The organism is Streptomyces sp. NPDC096205, from assembly GCF_044763135.1.
Lineage (GTDB): Bacteria > Actinomycetota > Actinomycetes > Streptomycetales > Streptomycetaceae > Streptomyces.
The window spans coordinates 154235-176087 of record NZ_JBIWFS010000010.1; the positions used below are offsets into that span (position 1 = coordinate 154235).

The 21853-nt window shown below is 70.9% G+C and carries 18 protein-coding genes and 3 pseudogenes; 8 read left to right on the plus strand and 13 right to left on the minus strand.

The window, feature by feature from the left end; genetic code table 11:
- Window positions 1-11: 11 nt before the first annotated feature.
- From ACIQ6Y_RS32655 to ACIQ6Y_RS32665, 3 genes and pseudogenes are all read right to left on the minus strand, one after another.
- Window positions 12-236 (minus strand): annotated as a pseudogene (locus tag ACIQ6Y_RS32655) (DUF4331 family protein); the annotation flags it as partial.
- A gap of 271 nt (window positions 237-507) precedes the next feature.
- On the minus strand, window positions 508-1185 hold the full coding sequence (locus tag ACIQ6Y_RS32660; RefSeq protein WP_404044488.1) for a response regulator transcription factor: 678 nt from the start codon (window positions 1183-1185) through the stop codon (window positions 508-510).
- Complete coding sequence (locus ACIQ6Y_RS32665) at window positions 1182-2435, minus strand: sensor histidine kinase (protein WP_404044491.1); 1254 nt, start codon at window positions 2433-2435, stop codon at window positions 1182-1184. Before ACIQ6Y_RS32665 ends, ACIQ6Y_RS32660 begins: the two co-directional genes overlap by 4 nt.
- 124 nt (window positions 2436-2559) lie before the next feature.
- Between ACIQ6Y_RS32665 and ACIQ6Y_RS32670 the strand changes: the two genes are divergently transcribed.
- From ACIQ6Y_RS32670 to ACIQ6Y_RS32680, 3 genes are read left to right on the plus strand one after another with little or no spacing between them, the layout of a single operon-like run.
- Complete coding sequence (locus ACIQ6Y_RS32670; protein ID WP_404044494.1) at window positions 2560-3507, plus strand: ABC transporter ATP-binding protein; 948 nt, start codon at window positions 2560-2562, stop codon at window positions 3505-3507.
- Window positions 3504-5063, plus strand: coding sequence for an ABC transporter permease subunit (locus ACIQ6Y_RS32675; protein ID WP_404044496.1), 1560 nt, complete (start codon window positions 3504-3506; stop codon window positions 5061-5063). Before ACIQ6Y_RS32670 ends, ACIQ6Y_RS32675 begins: the two co-directional genes overlap by 4 nt.
- Complete coding sequence (locus tag ACIQ6Y_RS32680) at window positions 5060-5896, plus strand: ABC transporter permease subunit (RefSeq protein ID WP_404044499.1); 837 nt, start codon at window positions 5060-5062, stop codon at window positions 5894-5896. The genes ACIQ6Y_RS32675 and ACIQ6Y_RS32680 overlap by 4 nt, the downstream gene beginning before the upstream one ends.
- 428 nt (window positions 5897-6324) lie before the next feature.
- Here the strand turns inward: ACIQ6Y_RS32680 and ACIQ6Y_RS32685 are convergent, their stop codons facing one another.
- From ACIQ6Y_RS32685 to ACIQ6Y_RS32700, 4 genes and pseudogenes are all read right to left on the minus strand, one after another.
- Entirely contained in the window at window positions 6325-7008 is a 684-nt protein-coding gene (locus ACIQ6Y_RS32685; protein ID WP_404044502.1) for a hypothetical protein, read from the minus strand.
- 181 nt (window positions 7009-7189) lie between these two features.
- Window positions 7190-8001 (minus strand): IS5 family transposase gene (locus ACIQ6Y_RS32690; protein WP_404044505.1). Its coding sequence is split into 2 segments (ribosomal slippage): window positions 7190-7675 and window positions 7678-8001, totalling 810 coding nucleotides; the frame shifts between segments, so codons are not numbered across the junction.
- A 305-nt stretch (window positions 8002-8306) separates the two neighbouring features.
- Window positions 8307-9117, minus strand: a pseudogene (locus ACIQ6Y_RS32695) (transposase); the annotation flags it as partial.
- Window positions 9118-9443: 326 nt separating this feature from the next.
- On the minus strand, window positions 9444-9884 hold the full coding sequence (locus tag ACIQ6Y_RS32700) for a hypothetical protein (RefSeq protein WP_404044508.1): 441 nt from the start codon (window positions 9882-9884) through the stop codon (window positions 9444-9446).
- A gap of 818 nt (window positions 9885-10702) precedes the next feature.
- Between ACIQ6Y_RS32700 and ACIQ6Y_RS32705 the strand changes: the two genes are divergently transcribed.
- Window positions 10703-11947, plus strand: coding sequence for a tetratricopeptide repeat protein (locus tag ACIQ6Y_RS32705; RefSeq protein ID WP_404044511.1), 1245 nt, complete (start codon window positions 10703-10705; stop codon window positions 11945-11947).
- A 25-nt stretch (window positions 11948-11972) separates the two neighbouring features.
- On the opposite strand, the gene ACIQ6Y_RS32710 is transcribed toward ACIQ6Y_RS32705, so the two are convergent.
- The 5 genes and pseudogenes from ACIQ6Y_RS32710 to ACIQ6Y_RS32730 all read right to left on the minus strand — a co-directional run bounded on the left by ACIQ6Y_RS32710 (window position 11973) and on the right by ACIQ6Y_RS32730 (window position 18224).
- The gene (locus ACIQ6Y_RS32710; RefSeq protein ID WP_404044514.1) at window positions 11973-15479 is read right to left on the minus strand and encodes a CHAT domain-containing protein; all 3507 of its coding nucleotides are present in this window, start codon (window positions 15477-15479) and stop codon (window positions 11973-11975) included.
- Window positions 15480-15524: 45 nt separating this feature from the next.
- Window positions 15525-16499 (minus strand): hypothetical protein, encoded by a 975-nt coding sequence (locus ACIQ6Y_RS32715; RefSeq protein ID WP_404044517.1) that lies wholly within the window; start codon window positions 16497-16499, stop codon window positions 15525-15527.
- A gap of 7 nt (window positions 16500-16506) precedes the next feature.
- Entirely contained in the window at window positions 16507-16896 is a 390-nt protein-coding gene (locus ACIQ6Y_RS32720; RefSeq protein WP_404044520.1) for a hypothetical protein, read from the minus strand.
- Window positions 16897-17199: 303 nt separating this feature from the next.
- Window positions 17200-17418: pseudogene (locus ACIQ6Y_RS32725) on the minus strand (recombinase family protein); the annotation flags it as partial.
- Window positions 17419-17561: 143 nt separating this feature from the next.
- Entirely contained in the window at window positions 17562-18224 is a 663-nt protein-coding gene (locus ACIQ6Y_RS32730; RefSeq protein ID WP_404044522.1) for a TetR/AcrR family transcriptional regulator, read from the minus strand.
- A gap of 63 nt (window positions 18225-18287) precedes the next feature.
- Here ACIQ6Y_RS32730 and ACIQ6Y_RS32735 point away from each other — a divergent pair, with 63 nt between their 5' ends.
- Complete coding sequence (locus tag ACIQ6Y_RS32735) at window positions 18288-18914, plus strand: class I SAM-dependent methyltransferase (protein ID WP_404044525.1); 627 nt, start codon at window positions 18288-18290, stop codon at window positions 18912-18914.
- Between the two features lie 97 nt (window positions 18915-19011).
- On the opposite strand, the gene ACIQ6Y_RS32740 is transcribed toward ACIQ6Y_RS32735, so the two are convergent.
- Window positions 19012-19740: a hypothetical protein gene (locus ACIQ6Y_RS32740; RefSeq protein WP_404044527.1), complete on the minus strand. Its 729-nt coding sequence runs from the start codon at window positions 19738-19740 to the stop codon at window positions 19012-19014.
- Window positions 19741-19755: 15 nt separating this feature from the next.
- Here ACIQ6Y_RS32740 and ACIQ6Y_RS32745 point away from each other — a divergent pair, with 15 nt between their 5' ends.
- From ACIQ6Y_RS32745 to thpR, 3 genes are all read left to right on the plus strand, one after another.
- Complete coding sequence (locus tag ACIQ6Y_RS32745; protein ID WP_404044529.1) at window positions 19756-19878, plus strand: hypothetical protein; 123 nt, start codon at window positions 19756-19758, stop codon at window positions 19876-19878.
- A 74-nt stretch (window positions 19879-19952) separates the two neighbouring features.
- Window positions 19953-20699: a hypothetical protein gene (locus ACIQ6Y_RS32750; protein WP_404044532.1), complete on the plus strand. Its 747-nt coding sequence runs from the start codon at window positions 19953-19955 to the stop codon at window positions 20697-20699.
- Between the two features lie 100 nt (window positions 20700-20799).
- Window positions 20800-21384 carry an RNA 2',3'-cyclic phosphodiesterase gene (gene thpR / locus ACIQ6Y_RS32755; protein ID WP_404044535.1) on the plus strand — a complete coding sequence of 195 codons (585 nt, stop codon included), beginning with the start codon at window positions 20800-20802 and terminating at the stop codon, window positions 21382-21384.
- The last annotated feature ends 469 nt before the right edge of the window (window positions 21385-21853 follow it).

Below are 21853 nucleotides of genomic sequence, written 5' to 3' on the forward strand. Positions count from 1 at the left end.
CCCCGGTAGAGCCTGAACGTCTGACGCCCGTGCCGGGGCTCGGAGAAGACGAAGCTGAAGGCCACGTCGGCCTGGTGGTCGCCGTCGGTGTCGACGTTGATGCGGTAGACGGCGTCGGGGTGGTAGGAGTCACCCATCGTAGGGGCGACCGGATTCGCATTCATGATCAGAACGGTGCGGTCACCGTCCGTCGTGAACGCGAACAGGCCGGTCATGTCAAGACGGCCGTCGTCCATGGGGGCCGCAGGTTGGGCCCGCTGAGGTGGTGCGACATGTCGGCCGACCTCCGACGCCCGGCACGCGGGTGCCGCCTGACACCGCCATTCGGAGCAACAATTCACCCTGGAGACGGGTGGCAGGGAATCGAACAGTCACTGATGGCGCTGCATCCCGAAGCGATGAAGAGCTGCTGCCTCGTTGTCGTGAACAAACCAGCCGCACAGACGACCGGAGTCGGCTGCACCGAGCACGGCCTGCGCTCGCGGCCCGCCGGCCCCGGCCCGCTGCTCAGCCGGGCGGGGCGCCTGGGTCGATGATCCGATACCCCACGCCGGGTGTGGTGACGATGACCGGTGGGTCGCCGAGTTTGCGGCGCAGGCGACTGATGGTCACTGTGACGGTGTTGGTGAACGGGTCGGCGTGTTCGTCCCAGACCTGTTCGAGGAGGTCCTCCGTGCTGAGGAAGGCGGGGCTCGCGTCCAGGAGGGCTTCGAGTACCGCGAATTCCTTGACGGACAGGTCGAGTTGGCGGCCGTCGCGGCCGGCGGTGCGGCGCAACGGGTCGAGTTCGATGCCCGCTGCGCTCAGCGTGCGGGAGCGGGCGGCGGGGCGGCGGCGGGCCAGGGCGCGGATACGCAGGACGAGTTCGGGAAAGTGGAAGGGCTTGGCGAGGTAGTCGTCGGCGCCCAGGGTCAGGCCGCTGACGCGGTCGCCGGGTGAGCCGGCGGCGGTCAGCATCAGGACCATCACGCGGCCGTCCCGCTCGGTGATCATCTGGCAGAGGGTGTCGCCGTGGATGCCCGGCAGGTCGCGGTCGAGCACGACGACGTCGTACGCGTTGACGTCCAGCTTGGCCGCGGCGTCGAGCCCGTCGTAGGCCACGTCCACGGCCATGCCCTGGTCGCGCAGTCCCTCGGCGATGACTTCGGCGAGAGGGCGGGCGTCCTCGACCACCAGGACTCTCAACGCGCCACGCCCGTCTCTGCGCCGGGGGCTTGCGCCGTCGGCCCGCCGCCTGTACGGGGGAGGGTGACGGTGACGCGCAGGCCGCCGTCGGGGCGGGCGCGCAGGTCCAGGGTGCCGTGGTGGGACTGGGCGATGGCCGCGACGATGGAGAGGCCGAGGCCGCTGCCCCGGCCGGTGCCGGTCCGGTCGGCGCCCAGGCGGCGGAAAGGCTGCGCGAGGTCCGCCACCCGCCGCTGGTCGAGGACCGGTCCGCTGGACTCGACGACGAGGGACACCGTGCCTGCGTCGTCTCCCTCAGCCCGTACCGCGACACTGATCCAGCCCCCGGGGTCGTTGTGCGCGATCGCATTGTCGACCACGTTGTCGGCCATGCGGCGCAGCATTGTCTGGCTGCCCCACACCCACGCGTGGTCCTCGATCCGGTTCTCGCGCACGGCCAGGCCCTTGGCCGCGATGTCCTTCGCCCGTCCGGTCAGGGCGGTCAGCGCGAGTTCGCCGAGGGCGAGGCGCGCCCCGTCGGTGAACTCGCCGTGCTGGCTGCGGGCCAGGACGAGGAAACTCTCCAGCAGCCGGTCCACCTGGTCGAGTTCGGCGCGCATCCGGGCAGCCAGCGTGGCCGTGGTCTCCGGTACCGGGCCCGGCTTGGCGAGCGCCACGTCCACGGAGGCCCGCATCGTGGTGAGCGGAGTGCGCAGCTCGTGGGAGGCGTTGGCGACGAAGAGGCGCTGGGCGTCGAAGGAGCCCTCCAGCCGGCCCAGGAGGTCGTCGATGGTGTCGGCGAGGTCCTTCACCTCATCGCCGGGGCCGCCGAAAGCCAGGCGTTCGTGCAGGCTGTCGGCGGTGATCCGGCGGGTGGCCGCTGTCATCACGCGCAGCGGGCGCAGCACCCGGCCGGCGACGAACCAGCCCAGGCCGACCGAGATCACCGCCATGACGCCGAGGGCGATGGCGGAGCCGATCAGGATCTGCCGCGACTGGGTGCCGTGCGCCTGAGCCAGCTGCTGCTCCAACTCGCCGATGCGCCCCTGGGCCTGTGCCGCCGTGGCGGGCTGATCGGTGCCGCTACCGGGGGCGGTCTGGCTGGAGCGCGATCCGCCGGATGCCACCGCGGCCGCGATGGCGAGCAGCGCGGTTCCCGACAGCAGGAACAAGGTCACGTACAAGGCGGTGAAGCGGGTGCGGGCCGTGCCACGGCGCAGGCCGAGCCGGGCGGTCAGGCCCGCGAGCCGTGGGGGCCAACCCCATTCCATCCGCATGCTCCCCTCTCACCACCGCACCAGGACACGTACCGGCACAGGCTAAGCCGAGGCGCCTAACAGCGAGATGACAGCGGCCGTTCGGCCCCTGTAATCCGCTCCGCCACAGGGTGGGCCCATGAACAATGAGAGTACGAAGGCGACGATCGAGGTCATCGGTCTGCGTAAACACTTCGGGTCACAGCCGGCTCTGGACGGGATGACGTTCACCGTGCGGCCCGGACGGGTGACCGGCTTCGTCGGCCCGAACGGCGCGGGCAAGTCCACCACCATGCGCGTGATCCTCGGACTTGACCGGGCCGAGGAGGGACAGGCCCTGGTCGACGGGGTGCCGTACCGCAGCCTGCGTCGCCCGCTTCGGCATCTGGGAGCGCTGCTCGACGCCTCCGCGCTGCAGCCGGGCCGCACCGCCCGCAACCACCTGCTGTGGCTGGCCCACTCACAAGGCGTGCCGACCCGGCGGGTGGACGAGGTCATCGAACAGGCCGGCCTGGGCACCGCGGCCCGGCGCAAGGCCGGCGGCTTCTCGCTGGGCATGCGCCAGCGCCTGGGGATCGCGGCGGCGCTGCTCGGTGACCCGCCGGTCGTCATGCTGGACGAGCCGTTCAACGGCCTCGACCCCGACGGCATCGTGTGGATGCGCGGCTTCCTGGCCGAGCTTGCCCGGCAGGGCCGCGCCGTTCTCGTCTCCAGTCACCTGATGAGCGAACTCGAAGACACCGCGGACCATCTCGTGGTGATCGGCCGCGGCCGGGTCGTCGCCGACACCAGCGTGTCCGAACTGCTCGCCGAAGCGTCCGGCGGCCGCATCACCCTGCGTACCTCCGCGCCTGCACGCGCCGCCCAGGTCCTGCACGGCGCGGGCGCCACCGTTCTCGCCACCGGCCCCGACACCCTCGGCGTCACGGGCCTGCCCGACGAGGAGATCGTGGCCCTGCTTGCCCAAAACGGGGTGCCGTTCTCCCAGGTGTCCGCGCACCGGGCGACGCTCGAAGAGGCGTACATGGAGCTCACCCGGGACGCGGTGGAGTATCGGGGCATCCCCGCGGGAGAGGCCACGCGATGACCGCCACCCTCACCCCTCGTCCCCCAGGCGCGAGGCCCGCCGAGCGGGGCGGGTTCCTCAGGACACTGCACGCCGAGTGGACGAAGTTCCGTACGGTACGCGGCTGGGTCCTCGCCATGGCGGGGGCGCTCCTGGTGACGATCGTGGTCGGCCTGCTCGGTACGGCCGCCCCCGCTCCCGGCGGGCGCGGCGCCGGCTCCGCCTCGTACCCGAAGGGCCCCGGCGGCCAGGCCGTCAACGACAGCTTCTACTTCATCCACAAGACGCTCACCGGCGACGGCACCCTCACCGTTGCCCTGCAGTCGCTGACCGGTGTGGCCGACACCGGGACCGGCACGACCGCGAAGGGCGTCCAGCCCTGGGCGAAGGCCGGGATCATCGTGAAGGAAAGCCTCACCCAGGGATCCCCGTACGCGGCGGTCATGGCCACCGGCGGACACGGCGTGCGCATGCAGTACGACTACACGCACGACACGGCGGGCCCTTCCGGCAAGGTCTCCCAGGACTCCCCGCGCCGGCTGCGCCTGGTCCGCTCCGGCGACACTCTCACCGGCTCCACCTCCACCGACGGCTCCCACTGGACCACGGTCGGCCAAGCCAAGCTGCCCGGGCTTGCGCGCACCGTGCAGGCCGGGCTCTTCGCCACGTCACCGCAGGCGCAGCAGGACACCGCAGCGGGCACGGGCTTCAGCCCCGCCGTGGCCACCGGCACCTTCGGCCGTCCCGCCCTCACCGGCCGCTGGTCCCGGAGCGCGTGGAGCGGCACACAGGTGGGCGGCGACGCGGGCACCTCCGGCAGCTACACGAACACCCTCCAAGGCGGCTTCACCCGGACCGGCGGCGGGTTCACCGTGACGGGGGCCGGTGACATCGCACCGGTCGTCGGCGGGCCCGTCATGGGCGTCGGCTTCTCCGTCGAGAACTTCCTCGTCGGCACCTTCGCCGGGCTGATCGTAATGATCGCCGTGGGCACGGTGTTCATCACCGGCGAGTACCGGCACGGTCTGCTGCGAACGACCATGACGACAACTCCCCTGCGGGGCCGGGTACTTGGCGCCAAGGCGCTGGTGGCCGGGGGCATCGCGTTCGCCATCGGCCTGGCGGGCGCCGCGATCACCCTTCCCCTCGGGGAACGCAGCGCGCTCGACAGGGGCTTCCACGTCTTCCCCGTTACGTCGGCGACCGAAGTACGCGTCATCGTCGGCACCGGCCTGCTCTGCGCGGCCGCCGCCGTGCTCGCTCTCGGCACCGGCGCCCTGCTGCGGCGCAGCGCGACGGCGGTCGCCCTGGTCATCGCGTCCATCGTGCTGCCCTTCCTGCTCGCCACCTCCGGCGTACTGCCCCCGGGCGTCTCGCAGTGGCTGCTGCGGGTGACCCCGGCTGCGGGCTTCGCCATCCAGCAGACCCTGCCGCAGTACGCGCAGGTGCTCAGCGTGTACGAACCGTCGACCGGCTACTACCCGCTGACACCCTGGGCCGGCCTCGCCGTGCTGTGCGCATACGCCGCGCTCGCCTTCGGTCTGGCTGTGGTGCGGCTGCGCGGGAGGGACGTATGAACCTCCGGAGCGGTGCACGACTCACGAGCACGGCGGACGGCGCGTGGCGCGGGGACTTCGGCCGCGCCCTGCACGCGGAGTGGACAAAGCTGCGCACCGCAGGGGACATGGGCAGCCTGCTCCTGCTCGCCGTCGTGCTGACCGTGGCCGTCGGCTGCGGCACCGCCAAGGCCGTGAAGTGCCCGGACGCGGGGTGCGGCCAGGACGCCGTCAAGCTCGCCCTGACCGGCGTCACCGTCGGGCAGGCGGTCATCGCCGTCCTCGCGGCGGCGGCCGTCAGCGGCGAGTACAGCACCGGAATGATCCGCACCACCCTCACGGCGGTGCCGAGCCGGCTCACCGTTCTCACCGCCAAGGCGACGGTCCTCACCACGGTCGTCCTGGCCTCAGGGACGGCCGCCGTCCTGGCCTCCCTCCTGGCCGGCCGCCACATCCTGCCCGGCAACGGATTCACCGAGGCACACGGCTATCCCCCACTGTCCCTGACCGACGGCCCGACCCTGCGCGCCGCCGTCGGTTCCGTCCTCTACCTCGCCCTGATCGCCCTGCTCGGTCTCGGCGTGGCCACCGCGGTACGGGAGACAGCGACCGCCATCGGGATCGTGCTCGGGCTGCTCTACCTCTTCCCCGTCGTCACCCAGGTGGTCAACGACCCGCAGTGGCAGCACCACCTCCAGAAGATCTCACCCATGACCGCCGGACTCGCGGTCCAAGCCACCGTCCACCTGCATGAGCTGCCCGTCGGCCCATGGGCCGGCCTGGGCGTGCTCACGGCGTGGGCCGCCGCCGCGCTACTGGCCAGCAGCCTGCTGCTGCACAGACGTGACGCGTAGAGCAATCGCACGGACCGCGGGCGCGGAGACTTCGGGTCTCGACGACTCCGGGAACGGACCGATTGGCAGGTATGCGGCGGTCACTCCGGCTCCCTGCACCGCTACCCCATCAGGCAGTGATGCAGGGAGCCTTGGGGATGCCGGTCTTGATGCTGATCTCTCCGTAGCCGGCGCCTTGGCCGCTGCCCCACCTCATTGCCCGCCGTGTCCGCGAACCGCTGTTCCTTACCGACCGCAACGCCCCGGCCGGGACACCCACACTACGCAAACCTGGCAAGGTACCTACTAGGGCATACAGGGCAATACGCCTAGATCAAATGCCCTTTTACAACGGCTAACACAATTAGGTGGATCAGTCCTGATGGCCGTGTCCGGGGCCGCTACGACGTCACTCAGCTGATCCCTCTGCTCGATGCGATCCCGTGCTGCTAGGGAACCCGGAACCTCGCGCACGCTGGCCCGCGCTGTGTGAGCGAGCCACACTCGTCCTGGATTCCGTCGCCCGCATTGAGGGCCATGATGCTGATGCCTGCGGCCTGTGGTGGAAGGGACATCGGCATACTGACCTGCTGCTCGACCACGCCCTTGTCGTTGGGTCTGAGCTCACTTGAGTAGGCATCGACCGACTCACCAACAGGCTCGGACAAGTCGGCCCTGACAACGTTTACAAACACGTCAATGCTGGCCCCCGTCTCGACGCCGTCAGCATGAACATCGAAACTTAATTTCAGATTGGACCGAGGGCCGTCGACTTTGATGTTGGTGATGGTCGGCCGCCCGTTTCCCCCAGCAGCCTTGGCCGCGCCGATAACCGCCACGCTCAGTGCCACCATATAGAGAACCACCCCGAGAATGAGTACAACGGTCTCCCACAGGTTGCCCCGCCGTGTGGGGTGGACGAGCAGAGCCACAATGCTGCAGACGATCGCAAGGATGGCGCAGAGCGAGGCCACATAGATGGGCCACGAGTCGTTGTTGAGGGCAACGAACACGACGTCGCTGCTGAGGCCAAGCAAGGTCATGACGCCAGCAACGGCGACGAGGGCGCCAGCCAGGATCTTGGCAACGTCGTCCAGGCGCTTCCCGATCCTGGCCTGGATCTCGTCGTGCATCGGGCCAGGTTCTTCTTCGCTGCCCCTCGGTACCCGGCTCATTGCGCTCCTCCTGACCGCAGGCTCTGGGCGGTCAGCCGGTCGTCCGGCTGGCGTCCGGCCCTAGTGGAAGACGCTAGGTTCGAGCGAGAACCTCAGCGACCCGGGGTTGGGCCGGACAGAGGAACGATTAGTACAATGGCTAACACAATGAGCTGAGTTGTCGCTGGGTGATCAGGCAGCAGGCGAGTTTGAGGAACGCCTCGTGGATGTCGGCCCTGCGTTCCCATCGGATGCGCAGTCGTCGGAAGCCGTGCAGCCAGGCGAAGGTGCGCTCGACCACCCACCGGTTGGTACCCAGCCCGGTGCCGTGCCGGGTGCCGCGGCGGGCGATTGCCGGGACGATGCCGCGATCGCGGACCTGGTCGCGGTAGATGTCGTGGTCGTAGCCGCGGTCGGCGAACAGCGAGTCGGGCTTGCGGCGCGGATGACCCACCCGGCCGCGGACGGGCGGGATCGCATCGAGTAGCGGGATCAGTTGGGTGACGTCGTTGCGGTTGCCGCCGGTCAGCAGGACCGCGAGCGGGGTGCCGTGCCCGTTGGTGATCAAGTGGTGCTTCGAGCCGACCCGGCCCCGGTCGACCGGCGACGGGCCCGTGTGATGCCCCCTTTTAGCGCCCGGACGTGGGAGGAGTCGACCACACAGCGAGACCAGTCCAGCCGTAAGGCCGCGTTCAGCTCAGCAAGCAGGACCTCGTGCAGCCGCTGCCAGACACTGGCCTCGTTCCAGTCCCGCAGCCTGCGCCAGCACGTCATGCCCGAGCCGAAGCCCAGCTCCTTGGGCAGGTACTCCCACTGGATCCCCGTGTGCAACACGTACAAGATCCCGCACAGCACCTCCCGGTCCGGCAACGGCTTGCGGCCCGGATACCGAAAACGTCGCTCGCGCTGCGGAAGCAGCGGCTCCAAGCGGTCCCACAGCTCATCCGACACGATCCACGGTGACGTACCCACACCGGAACGAACGCTCAACTCCCGCCCCGGACACGGTCACCAGGACTGATCCACCTCATTGTGTTAGCCGTTGTTAGTGCGTGGTGAAATGCCGGGCTTCTTCCGGCGCCGGCTCGCTCTCCTCCTGCGCATCCTGAATTTCCTCGGCGAGATCCAGGGCCCATTCGGGGTCCCTGAGGGCCCGGTGCAGTTCCGCCGGTGTGAGATGCAGGTACCCCCGCTCATGCTCGTGGGCGGCAGCAAACGGAGCGTGTCTGACAGCGAGACTGGGCTTCGGGCCGCAGGTCATTCTGTGCGTCGAGGCTTGGTGCCTTTCTTGCGGTGGGCCGGCCGCGTACATTCCTCGCCGGTGGCGTGAGCCGGAGTTGGGCAGAGGCAGCGATCACCAGCCACGTCCACCGGTCGGCCGCCTCTGAGTTGCGCAGCCGGGGTCTGGTCCAGCCGAGCGTTTGCTTGAACAGGCGGAACGTGTGCTCCAAAGTGAAGCGGCGGAGGAAGGACTGCCAGCAGCGGTTCACACCGTCCGCCGTGGCACCGGTCCCCGACCACCACAGCTGGACCGGCTTGTTCACCCCGCCGCTCGGCAGCTTCTCCACGGTCAGCCGGATGACGGTGCCCTCGATGACGGGCAGCGGTCCGTCGCAGCCAGTCCAAGCCGCCCGCCGGGGAAGCCGCGGATGCAGGCGGCCTCACGCCTGCGCGGTCACCTTCCCGTAGATGCGGGTGTCGGTGACCGTCACGGCTTGCTCGGCGCCCCACGTCGAGGGGTCGCCGAAGATGAACTCGCTGCCGAAGGTGTGGCAGAAGGACCGGTCAGCGCAGGTGTTGGCGTCCGGCCGCAGCCCGGGCAAGACGTCCGCGGCCAGCACGATCCGGCCGCCGGCTGCTCTCGGCAGCAGCACCCCGCCAGCGCGCGACGCAGCCGGGCGACGTTCATCCGCCCGTGGTGAGGCCGCCGTAGAGGGCCCCGTGCCCGCGACGGTGCTCCGGCGCGAGCGCCAGGTCGACCAGCGTCCGCACCGGCCCGTCCGTGCACAACAACGCGTCGCACAACTCGCACAACGCATCGCTGCGCGCGGTCAGACTCGCGTACAGCTCCGTCCGGAAGCGCGACATTCCCGCGAACGTATCCCGCAGGACGCCCTGATGCCCCAAACGCACGACCACGGCCTCCGCGCTGATTCCTCCGCCTCTGTGACGAAGCACAGGATCGGACGAAGGCCGCTTTCACGTCTGCTGAACTGCGAGAACCCCGATCAAGTTCGAGTCATGTTCGACTCCGGACGTTGAATGCCAAACTCAGCGTCAACCGCTGTACCGATGCCCCCGGTGCCGGGCCTTCGGGCCGCGGCCTGAGAATCAGCTGCGTCGTCAGCTCAAGAGCTTGGCTGCCCTGGGCGCTGCACAGGGCGGGCCATGTATACGGTGAGGATGGAAAGATCTCACTGGTTGTAGATCCAACTGCTCCAGCCGCTGCACGTGTCGTCTCCGAGATCGTTGGTGCATGCCTTGACGCGCACCCGACTCCCCTTGCCGCCCCATGCATTTGAGCTGCTGTGTTCGTACATGTCCTTGTTGCAGGACCCCTTGCTGGGGGCACTCCCCGACCAGCTGCACTTTCCGTTGCGGTAGAGCCCCCATGTCCCGACGCTGTTACGAAGCTCGTTCTGCCACAGGGCGTAGACGGAGTATGCGTCGGGCAGCATGTCCACGGCGAATACGACGTCGCCATACGGCTTGAAGCAGGCCGTGGCCGAGAGGTTGCCCATAGTGATGCAGCCGTCTCCGGCGTCCGATGTGTCACGTACTGCGGTGTCGTTCTCCATCGTGACGGCGGATGCCGGGTTGGCCATCGCCAGGACCAGCAGGCCGGTGGTTGCCACGCCTACTGCGGTTCGTATCGCGCCGCGCATACGGACGCCTCCCATCGATTAGAGGGCGATAACTGCCGAATCGCCCGGTCTCTTTGATCGCCTCGGCGTTCCACGGGCGCCGAGCTCTCTTCGCTCACGAGCAAGTACAGCCTGCCTAGCATCGGCGTGACGGCCAACGCCCTTTCACCCTGCCGCAAAAGCCCTGGTCAGCTGCCCAGGGAGACATCCGCCCCCCTGTGGGCGAGGTGACCCGGTCAGCTCACGGGACAGCCAGCTATGCGGCGGCCGCCGTGCGGCATCGGGCCAGCCACGTAAATTCGCGGCGTGGTAGGGGTGTTGACGACCTGGCCGAAGGCATCGGTGCTGCCTCGATACCGGCCGTGTTGTCCACGTCCTGTGCCGCGTTGAGCAGCTGCTCGGTGGTGGTGACGGGGTGGCGGCCGGGTCGCAAGAGCGCAGGAATGGCGCGGTTGCGATGGCCGGGCGCCGACGGGCAGCGGTGTACGAGACACCTTCGGCGTCGACGAGTTCGCGGGCGTCGAGCCAATCGGACGGACTGGCCCTCGGCGATGGCGGCGTAGAACTGGGCCGCGCAGGTGATGGCGTCGATGTCGCCGATGGACTCGGAAAGGAGTACGGCTGGCTGCGCACGGTGGTGGCGGTGGGCGACGGCGGGCTCCTGCTGACGACGAGACCGATACACGGGGGGCGCCCGGTCCCGGTGACGACAGGATCCTCCGGCTGGACATGCGGTGATGAGGGCGGACGGGCGGGGGTGGACCGCCGGTGGACGGGGAACGACTCCCTCGGTCGACGAAGGAGTGGGGATGACCGAGACGGACAGGGCGGGTCGGGGCAGGTGGCCGTTCCGTCGGCGCGGACGGGGCGCGCGCTCGGGGACGGAGAGCCCGGCCGCACGGAGTCAGCCCTCCTCGGCCCCCGTGCCCGGGCCGTCACCGGCACCGGACGGGACGGCCGACGAGGGTGAGCTGGAGGGCCTGGGCTCGTACCGGATCACCCATCACGAGGGCGAGGACGGCATCCCCGTGGTGAATGTGAAGCTCTCCCTGACGCCGTCCGGGATGACGCGCATGAAGCTGGGGCATCTCGCGACCGAACACGGCCCGCACCATCCGGAGGTCGTACGGCTCTCGTTCGAGCTGGCCCAGCAGCTCCGCCAGGAAGGAGAGTTCGACGAGGCGGAGGAGGTCCTCCGCTGGGTCGTGGCGGAGCGCAGGGCGGACCTGGGGCCCGCCCACCCGGACACCCTCGCGGCGGAGACCGCTCTCGCCTCCCTGTTACGGGATCGTGGACGGCCGGAGGACGCGGAGCGGCTGCGCCGTTCCGTCTTCGCCCAGCGCGAGGCGACATTGGGCCCGGACCACCCGGACACGCTCACCGCCCTCGGGGATCTGGCCCTCGTCGTGCTCGCCCTGGGGCAGCACGAGGAGGCGGAGCGACTGGCGCGCACTGCGCTCCAACGCCGGACCCGGGTGCTGGGGTCCGAGCACAAGGACACGCTCGGCAGCCGGAACACCCTGGCCGGGGTGTTGCGAGCCCGGGGCGCGCTGGGGGAGGCCGGGGCGCTCTACCTCTCGGTGCTGCGCGACGCCGAGCGGCTGCTGGGCCGGAAGTCGGAGCTGTCCCTGACGGCCCGGATCAACCACGCCGCCGTCCAGTACCACCTGGGGCATGTCGCCCAGGCCGCGCGGTCGATGCGCGACGCGGTGCGGCAGTCGGTGGACATCAAGGGCGTCGGCCACCCGGACACGCTCTCCGCACACGCCACCCTGGGCGCCATGCTCCAGGCGCTCGGCAAGGTCGAGGAGGCCGCGGCGGAGCTGCGGGCGGCCGTCGTGGGCATGGAACGGTTGCACGGCCCCGACCATCCGGACGTCCTGAAATACCGCACCAGCCTGGCCGCCACCTTCTTCAACACCGGCCGGCACGCCCAGGCCGAGGAGGAGTGCCGCCTCGTCGTCGCCGGCTACGAACGGCTCTACGGCACGGCCGACCCTCGCACAGTGAAGGCCCGGGAGAACCTGCGCATGGTCCGTGCCGCTCGCGGCTAGGAGACGAGGCCGGCGCGGGCGGGCGTCACGGACCGATGTGGATGTGCGCTCCCCACAGCGACGGGAGCAGCGGATGCTCCGTGTGCGCCTCCCGGACGGCCGCGTGCAGCGCGTGCGCGGCGCCGTGCGGGAGCCGGCCGTAGAAGGATTGGGCGATGCGCGGGGCGATCTCGTCCGTCACGGGCCACAGCGTGCCCACGACATGGCGGTATCCGGCGAGTTGGAAGGCGCTGGTGATGTGGATCGCCTCGTCCGCGAGCTCGGGGCGGGTCCCGGAGGTGGAGCAGCTGGAGAGGTACGCCAGGTCGGCTCCCGACGGCCGCAGGGCGGAGATGTCGGCGACGGTCAGCGCCCTTTCGAGGTGGTCGTGGGTGAGGATGCGCGAGGCGGAGGGGTCGTGCAGGTCGGTAACGGTGTGGCAGACGAGATGGACGTACGGGCTGCAGCGCAGGGCCGCCCGGACCCGGTCGCGGGTGGCCTCGGCGTCGGCCAGCAGGGGTGCCCGGGTGGTTCCGGGCAGCAGCGTCCGCACCACTTCCGCTTCGTGCGGGGCGTTCGGCAAGGGCGCTGCCCCCGGCGTGTCGCGGATGGCCACGACCAGGGGCGGCCGCGCCCCTGACGGGGCGGGTTCGGGACGTCGGCGCGCGTGGTGCAGGGCGCCGATGGTCGGGGTGTAGGAGGAGACGGCGAGGTCGAGTGCGCAGCGCGGCCGGTCCCGATCGGCCCGGGCGCCGTGGTAGCCGGCGGCGTGCAGCGGCAGGAAGCCCAGCGTGCCCTGCGGACACCACCAGACCCGCCGGGGCGACTCCCCGGGGGCGGGCGGTTCGGTGCGGCCGAGACGCTGGAGCACAGGTCCGGTGACGGTGTCCCACAGCCATTCCAGTACGCCGGAGAGGGTCTCCTGCGCCGACCAGATTTCCTCCAGGGAGGCTCCGGGCCGGGAGGCGGCGCGGGTGGCGTCGAGGAAGACGGCTACCTGCTCGGCCACCGTGCCGGAGCGCACCTTCAGCGGCAGGACGTCGATCGTGCCATCGGCCACGATGACGGCGTCGCAGCGGATGCTGATGTTGAGGAGCACGACGGGTCCGTCGCCCGCCTGGCGGAGGATCTCCTCGGCCGGAGGCGGGCGCAGGAAGCCGTCGAACCCCGGCAGTGCCCGGATCCGGCCCAGCAGGCGCTGCCATGCGGCGGCGTGGCTACGACGCCGTTCGACGGCCTGTTCGGTGGTGGCCATCGGTACGGAGGGGCCGGCCGGCCCGCCGGTCTCCTCCTCGCGCAGCCGCAGGAACTCATCGGCCAGGGCGGGTGCTTGTCGGCGCAGCCGGTCGAGGTCGAGGTCGCGGGTGCGCAGCAGCCGGCCGAGGAGCACTCCCCTGCCGTGTTCGAGGACTTCCAGAGCTTCCTGGGGCCGTCCGGCCTGGAGGGCGTAGGCGGCGGCCTCTGCCGCGATGTCCGGCAGGCGGGCCAGAGCGTACTGCTGGTCGCTGCGGGTGAGGCTGCGCGTCGCCAGCTCGGGCAGCAGCGACGTGGCCGTGCGCAGGGCGTGCCACGCAGTCTCCCAGTCCTCCAGTACGCCGGACACCTGGCCCCAGGTGACGTGGGCGGCGAGCCGTTCGCGCACCGGGGCGGAGGTGACCGTGGTGATGTCGCGGGCAACGGTGAGGGCCTCGGTGAGCAGGTCGCGGTCCCCGGTCCGCAGATGCAGGCTGTACAGGCCCTCGGCGAGGGCCGTGCCGGGCGCGCTCCGGCCGGGATCGTCGCGGGGGCGGTCCCGTACGACGGTACGGAGGAGGGCGACGGCCTCCTCGAGGTCGGCGAGGTCGTGACTGATCTCGTAGCGGCTGCGCAGGGACTGGGCGAGGTTGTATCCGCTCACGTCCCGCTGGGTGGGGAGCAGGCTCATGGCGTGGCGTTGCAGGCCGATCGCCTCGTCCAGGTCGGCCGGTGTGCCGCCGGCGTGGTCGAAGCGGGCGAGGAGGGCGCGGGCGAGGTTGCCCATCGCGGCCGCCCGCAGCCTGGGCTCGGCGGCGTCGAGGACCTGCCGGAAGGCGCCGAACGCCGGGCCCAGCGACTCCGGACGGGCGGTGTGGAAGAACCGGGCGAGGTGGGTGTCGCCGAGCAGCATGAGGACGACCGGACGGTTCGTGTCCCCCTCGGCCAGTACCAGCAGGGCCTGGCGGCACAGTTCGGCGCACCGGTCGAGATCCGCGATGTCGCCGTGGACGCCGAAGCGCTGGTTCAGGCCCGCGGCGAGGCTCGCCTGGTGGAGGGCCCGGTCTGCCGCGTCCAGGTCGGCCCCGGTGGCCAGTGCGTCGCGGTGCACGGCAATCGCCTCTTCGAGGTCGGCGAGGTCTCCGCGCGCCAAGTGCCGGGTCCGCAGGACGGCGGAGAGTTTGGTGCGCAGGCCGCAGGCGTTGTGGTGCCCGATACCGGGCGTGTCCACCGACGCTCGGAGCAGGGCGACGGCCTGGTCCAGGGAGGCGGCCTCCCCGGTCAGGTCGTACCGGGTGCCGTACGCCGATCCGAGTACGCCGGTCAACACGGCGCGTTCGGCGCTGTCGGCGGGTCGGCCGGCGACGGCGCGCCGGAGTACGGCGATCGCCTGGTCGGCGAAGTGGGGCCGGCCGGTCCTTTCGGCCCGGTCCAGGAGCGCGTCGGCGGCATGCAGGGCGGCCTCGCCGTGGTCGGTGGTGCCGGGGTCGGTGTTCGCGACGGCGCGCAGGCGCAGGGCGATCACCGTGTCGAGGTCCTCCAGCCGGCCGGTGGTGTCGTAGCGGCCCTGTACTGCCTGCGCGAGGGCGTCGAGAAGGGCCTGCCGCTGCTGCGGTCGGTCGGCGGGCAGCAGGGCGAGGGCCCGGGAGTGGGCGTCGATGGACTCGTCGCGGTGGCCGGGGTCCCGGGTCGCCTGGTGGAGCGCCCCGAGCGCGGAGCCGAAGTTGACCAGCCGGATCGCGAGGTCCTCCTGTTCGACCTCGGGCGTGAGCCGTACGGCCTGGCGGTACAGCGCCACGCACTCCTCCAGGTCCCCCCGGTCGCCGGTCAGGAGGTTGCGGTCGAAGAGCGTCTCGGCGAGACCGGCCAGCTGGGCGGCGGCCTCCAGCCGGGCCCCCGGTCCGCCGGACAGTGCCCGCCGCTGCCACTCGACGGACTCGTCGAGGTGAGCGGGGTCGCCGGTCGCTCCGTACAGCCGGCGCAGGGCGCGTCCGAGCCCGTAGGCGTAGGCGGGCCGGTAGGGGTGGTCGACGGGAGCCTCGGCGAGGGCCTGGCGGTAGAAGGTGACGGCGTCCTGCAGCGGGCCGGGGGCGCCGCTCTCCTCGTACGTCAGTTCCTCGGTGTAGGCGAGGTTGCGGAAATGGACGTGCCGGTCGGGGGTGTGCGGGCCGAGGGAAGCCACGGTCGTGTGGAACACGAGCCGGGCCCGTTCGAGAGCGGCGGGGTCCCGGGAGCGGAGGTAGTCGTCGAGTTCCCGCAGTCCGCGCTCGTGCAGAGCCTGGACGCGGTCGTTGCGGCGGCGCTCCCCCATCGCTGACATGGGGCCACGGTAGGGCGCTTCGGCGCGGGCCGGTGCCTCAACGGGTCAGACGGCGGGCGGTATTTCGGGGTGCTCGTACGTGTCCGGGGGCGGCAGCCCCTGTCGCCAGGACGCGCAGAGGGCCGAGGCCCGGGTGCGCTCCTCGTCGAGGCCGGCCGGCAACGGAAGGTGCAAAGCCCGCAGCAGGTCGAAGCGGTGCAGGTCGAACGCGGTGTGTACGGCGTCTCCGTAGGCGACGGCCGCTTCGACGGCTCCGTGGTAGGCGAGGCGGGCGACGGCCAGCGGGATCAGGGCGAGGGCGAGCCACCACCCGCTGGAGCACAGCAGTACGGCGGCGATGAGCGCGGTGGCTCCCCCGGTGACGGCGAGCCGCACGGCACCGTCGAGGGAGTCGCGGGAGTCGTCGACGAGGGCGCGTGACCGGTCGCCGAGGACCAGGTAGAGCCGGGACCAGGCCACCGCCGCGTCCCAGCCGTGGTCGCGGCCGGCGGTGTCGAAGGTGGCGGTCAGGACGTTGCCCAGGGCGGTGGGCCGGAGGAGGTGGTCGGGCAGCGGGTACCGGCGGCGCAGTCGCGCGGCGGCCGCACCGGCCCGCTGCACGGCGGCTGCCGTCACCTCCGCCGGCGTCGCGTCGCCCGTGGCCGGGGGCAGGACCGTACGGCGTTCGAGCCGGGCCTTGCGGCGGCGCTGCCAGGCCCGGCACAGCCCCGCGCCGAGGGCGTCGGGCCAGCCACCCTGGAGCAGCCGCACCATGGCCAGTTGCAGGGGCTGGAAGACGACGGCGAAGACGGTGATGCCGGCGGCGATGAGCACGATCTCGCCGACTCCGAGTCCGGCAGCGGTGCGCCATGCGCGGCGCATGGAGAGGGTGCCGCCTGGTGCGCCCGCCCAGACCAGCCACAGGATGCTCAACGCTCCTGCGTAGGTGGGGAGGTAGGAGACGAGGAAGAACCGTCCCGAGCTGCCCGAGGCGAGGCCCGCGGGCGCCGTGGCGACGGTGGCGAGGCCGGCCTGGCTCATCGGCGGCTCACCGCAGTTCCATCGGCCCGTGGCCGTCCGTCTCACACGTCGGCCGGTACCGCTCGTCGTAGAAGGCGGTCCAGGCCGTCCGCTCGCAGGACGGGCAGCGGAAGGTCAGCAGCATGTACTGGGTGGATTCGACCGGCTGGCGGCCACGGTCCTCCTCGCCCGCGCCCCGCACGACCCCGAGCGCGCGCACGGTGCTCAGGTGGGCCCGAGTGGTGACCCCGACGACCGTGCCGCCCACGACGAGGACCACGCGGTCCGGCGTCGCCCGGGTCGCGAGCAGCAGGTCGAGCGCGTCGGCGGTGTCGTCCAGGGTGGCGCCGTCCGGCACCTCGAGCCGGGCCGCGCCGTCCGGCGCGGCGTCCGGTCCCACCAGCATCGCGTACTTCATTCCAGCTCTCCCAACGGCTTCCGCTCGGCTCCTCGGTCGGCTGCCAGTCTGCCCGTTCGATGCAGTCGTTCAGCTTGTCTTTTATGTAGTTCGTCGGGGTTCCGTGCCGACCTTGTGGTGGGTGCTGGTCTGCACGGAACTGACATGGGCGTTCGTCAACGATGTCACCAGCGCTCTGCCCCGGATGTCAGCACGTCATCACACCTCAGCGATCACACCCCACCGACACCAGGTTGACAAACGATCACTGACACTCTCGTGCAGACCATCAGTTTCTGTGCTGTGCCTGGTGAACCGGGTGTTGTTGATGAGGTCCTGGAGGCTGCGGCCGTAGCGGTCGAGCGAGGGGACCACGAGGGTGTCGCCCGGGTCGAGGAAGGCGTGGCATGCCTTCAGCTCCGGGCGGAGCGCGCTCTTGCCGGACTTCTTGTCCGCGAAGAACTTCCGGCATCCGGCGGCGGTGAGCGCGTCGAGCTGCCGTTCGAGCTTCTGTCCGCCGGCCGAGACTCGGGCGTATCCGATCTTGATTTCGGTGCGGACGACCGGCTCGGCGACGAGGAGGTCCGGCCCGTCGGCTGTGACCTTCAGAGCTTCATAGCGTCGAATCTTCAGCAGTAAATGGCGCGTGGTCTCTCGCCGGCGGCTGTCACCGAAGGATCAGTGGCCTACTCGTGATCAGTGCAGAGGTGGGCAGTGAGGGCGGCGCAGGCCCACTCTTGCCAGATCTCGGGGGACCAGCCCCGGTCGCGGACAAAGATCAGGTACAGCTCTGGGCTGAGCAGCCCGTACAGCAGGTCGGCGGCGCGGGCGGTATCGACGTCGGGGCGGGCGTCGGGCTTGGAGGTCAGCGCCTTCGCCGCGGCGTGCTGGACGGTGTAGCGCGGGTCGGGGCCGGCGGGCCACTGCGCGGCGATCTCCGGGTCCGTGGCCGCCGCAGCTGCGATCAGCGGCATGATCGGGGCGACACGGCCGAGGATGTCGCGCACGCCCCGCACGTGAGCGCGCAGCTGCCCGGCCGCGGTGGGCTCGGCGCACGCGGCGCGGAACCAGTCGCGGTCCATCGTGGCGACCGGTTCAGCGTCGCCCGCGATGGACATGTCGACGACGTCCTTGAACAACGCACGCTTGTTACGGAATGTGAAGTACACGGTCTGAACAGCAACGCCGGCGCGATCCGCAACCTCCTGAAGGCTTGTCGCTCCATACCCCTGCGCGACGAACAGGTCCCGCGCCGCCGCGACGATCTTCTCGCGGGTGCGCCGCGAACGCTCGGCCCGCTTGTCGGGGCGCTTGACGTTCTGTCCGTCGGATCCCTTGACCGCATCCATGCCTGGAGTCTATCTCTAGAGTCACTCACTAGAGTTAAGCTCTAACTTCTTGGAGGGGTGGCGATGAGCGAGACTCGGACGGCTGCGGAGCTCGACCAAGAGGCGGCTGTGCGCCGCGCGTTGGAGGACTTCTACCGGGACGGCAAGCCGCCGTGGGACAGCGGCATCACGCCGCCCGAACTCGTGGCCCTGGTAGAGGGGCCCGGTGCGCTGATGCCAGGCCAGGTCCTCGAACTCGGCTGCGGCACCGGGACCAATGCGGTGTACCTGGCCCGGCACGGCTGGCGGGTGGCGGCCGTCGACCTGGTCGACCGCGCGGTCCGGCAGGCGAGGGAGAAGGCCGCTGCGGCCGGAGCGGACGTCGCGGTGCTGTGCGGGGACGCCACCCGACTCGACGAGGTGGGCGTGCCCGGCCCGTACGACCTCTTCTTCGACCTGAGCTGCTACTGCGGGATTCCACCGCACCGCCGCGACGCCTACGCCGCCGGCCTCACCAAGCGCGCCGCCCCTGGCGCACGATTGCTGATGTTCGGGTACGGGCCCGGGGCGTTTGACGACTCGTGGTCCGGCGTCACTGCGGACGAACTCAGGGCCAGGTTCGCTGGGTGGCAGCTGGCCGACGTGACGCCCGGCACGAACCCGGTCCCGACGTTCTGGTTCACACTGCACCGCGCCGCCGCCGCGGCGTGAGCTCAGTCGCACCGGGCGGCTTCGCGCGGCGGACGTCGCGCGCGGTCGTTCTCATGAATGTTCATCTGTGAGAGTTCTGCGACAGCCCCCGGATTGATCACGCTCTGGCTGTAGCGAGGGTACTGACCCGGTTCTCGTACTCCCGGCGGGCCTTGCGCTGGGCCGGGACGCCCTGGGCGCCGTCGAGGGGCCGGCAGTGGGCGAGGAGCTGGCGGTGGACCGCCGGGGTGGTGCTGACGCGCAGCGCGTAGCCCTGGCCGCGCCGTACGGTCACGCCGTGGTCAAGAGCGGCTCTCTCAGCGGGCTCCAGCTCTGCGGCGCGGAGGAAGTCGGCAACCTTGCCAGGCATGTCGAGGGTGACCGGCGGCTCCGGGGCCGAGGTGTCCGCATGGCCGACGGTGGTGTATTCGGGCATGAGGTCGGCAACGGCCGTGCGGATGGCGCCCCGGCTGACGCCGCGCTCGCGGGCCAAGGCGGCGATGGACCGGCCGCCCAGGTACGCCGTGCGCACGGCCTCGGCCTTCTCGGTCGCGATGGCAGGGCGGCGGCCATCCTTGCTGCCCTCGGCCTCGGCGACCCGCAGCCCGTCGTACGTCAGCTCACGCTGGAGGTCGCGCTGGAGTTCACCAGCGGCGGCGAGGGTCTGAACCATGAACTTCACAGTGGACAGCAACTCTCCGGTGCGCGGGTGACGGGCGGTGAGGTCCATCACGGAGAACGCGCCGTCGTGGATGCGCAGAGCGAGACGATCGCGGTGGAGGACGTCGAGCACGTCGAAGATGTGCCGGGTGCCGCGCACAAGGCGGAACATCTCGGAGATGTGCACGGTGACGGATTTCTCATGGCAACTCCGACCCGAAACAGCCGCGGCGGACGCAACAGCGGCGACAAGGGCAACAAGTTCGCGAACGCCGGCGCCGCAGCCGACGGGTTCGTCGGCGCGCTGGGCGGACTGGCGGACTGATCCGACGCTCGCGATGTGCCGGCAACTGGCGGACGGAGCAGACCTGGCCTTGTTCGCGGGGGGGCGAGTTCGACGTGCGCGCGGTGGTGGCCGGCATCCTGCCCGGCAGCCGGCGCGCGCTGCCCCTCGACGCTGTCCCGTGGGGGAACCTCCCCCACGGGGACCGCGCCCGGCTGGCCGTTCACCTGCTGCGCACCGACGGTGGTCCCGCTGCCCGTGCGACGGACGTGCTGCGGGGCTGGTGTGCCAACGACAATCGGGCCGCCGCCGCCCTCGCCGTACCGTTCCTGATCCCCATCGCCACCGATGCCCACCACCCGCACCGTGCCACGGCGCTCGGCGTGCTCTCCGGCCCGGCCCGCGCCAGGTACTTCGGCGTCGCCTCCCGCGAGGAACTCCTTCTCCACCGCACCGATCCTCGACGCCACGCCCCCGACGACTACGACGACTACGGTTTCGAAGCGAGCGGCTACCCGGCCGGCTGGTCGGTGGCCGCCGCCCGGGCCGCGATCACCGCCGACACCCCCGCACTCCTGGCGCTCCTGGATGACACCGACCGCACCATCCGCATCGACGCCGCCTATGTTCTGGCGACGGCCGCCGACCCCGACCACAGCGTCCGATCCGCTCTGGCCACCAGGCTCGCCGCGGAGCGTGACGCCATGGTCCGCGCCGCCCTGCTCCTCGCCGTCGCCGAGATCACCCGGGCCCACGCCCACCCGCCGACCATCGCGTGGCTCCGCGAGCGGTGGCACGACCGGACAGAGGCCCTCGAGGCCCGCCTGGCCGCGGCCATCGGATGGCTCTGCCTCACCGACTAACCCGCTCCGCGCCGACAAGCCATCGGCGGCGCGTAGTCGGGAGTGTGAGCGCCGGCCTCGAATTCGGTTCGGGCCTGGGCGGTGGTGTACGAAGTCCTGTGTGAACGAACAGTCCGATGCCTCCACCGTCCGCGTGTTCATAGCGCTCGCGCCGCCTGACGACGCCAAGGAGGAGCTGGAGCGGGAGCTGCGGCCCGCCTACCAGACGTACCCTCAGATGCGATGGAACCGCGTCGAGGACTGGCACATCACCCTGGCGTTTCTCGGCGAACTCCAGGTGAGGGTCGTGCCGCTGCTGCGTCAGCCGCTCGCGGACCTCGCGGCGCGGCGCGCCCCCGTGGCACTGGCGCTGCGCGGCAGCGGCCATTTCGACGAACGGGTGCTGTGGACCGGGATCGACGGAGACCTGGCCGGGCTGCACACGCTGGCCACCGAGATCCGCGACCTGGTCAAGGAGTCCGGGGTGGCGTGGGAGGAACGCCCTCTGCGGCCTCACCTGACACTTGCCCGCGCTCGCCGCGACGATCCCTTCAGCGTGCCGCAGGTCGCCACCGAACTCGCCGCCTTCACCGGCCGGCGCTGGCATGCCGAGCGCCTGCACCTGGTCGGCAGCAACTACAGTCGCGGCCCAGGGCCGATCCGCTACCGCGACATCGAGGCGTGGCGCTTCACCGGCGCCCAGTGATCACGACCACTTTCGTCGGCCGCTCATGGTCCGCCCGTGCGCGCCCGGCGCGGGCCGAACCAGGGCGCAGGCGGGCGGTCACGCGGAGGCCGGCATCGCAGCCAAGGCGCAGGTTGGTAACGGGTGCGCAGACGCTGCGTCGCAGCTCACGGCCTTCCCCTTCCGCAGGCCGAATACGGCGTCGTTTCGAGCAAGCTGAAGCGGGAGAACCTCGACCCGACAGACGCGCCCCGTCCACCATCCGGGTCGGAGACCTTCGGCGCACATCGTGAGTCGACACCCATCTGCGCACGTGGCCCATCACCGATACCACCGCCGGTCCGACGGCATCGTGTGGCTCCGTTGTCAGTGGCCTGCGGCATGATCGGATCACGTGACGGCCGGCCCGGCAAGGGCACCCCAAGGCCGTCCCTGAGGAGGGCGCGCTGTGTGTAGGTCGGTCGCAGGCGAGGTGCATGTTGACAGCGGT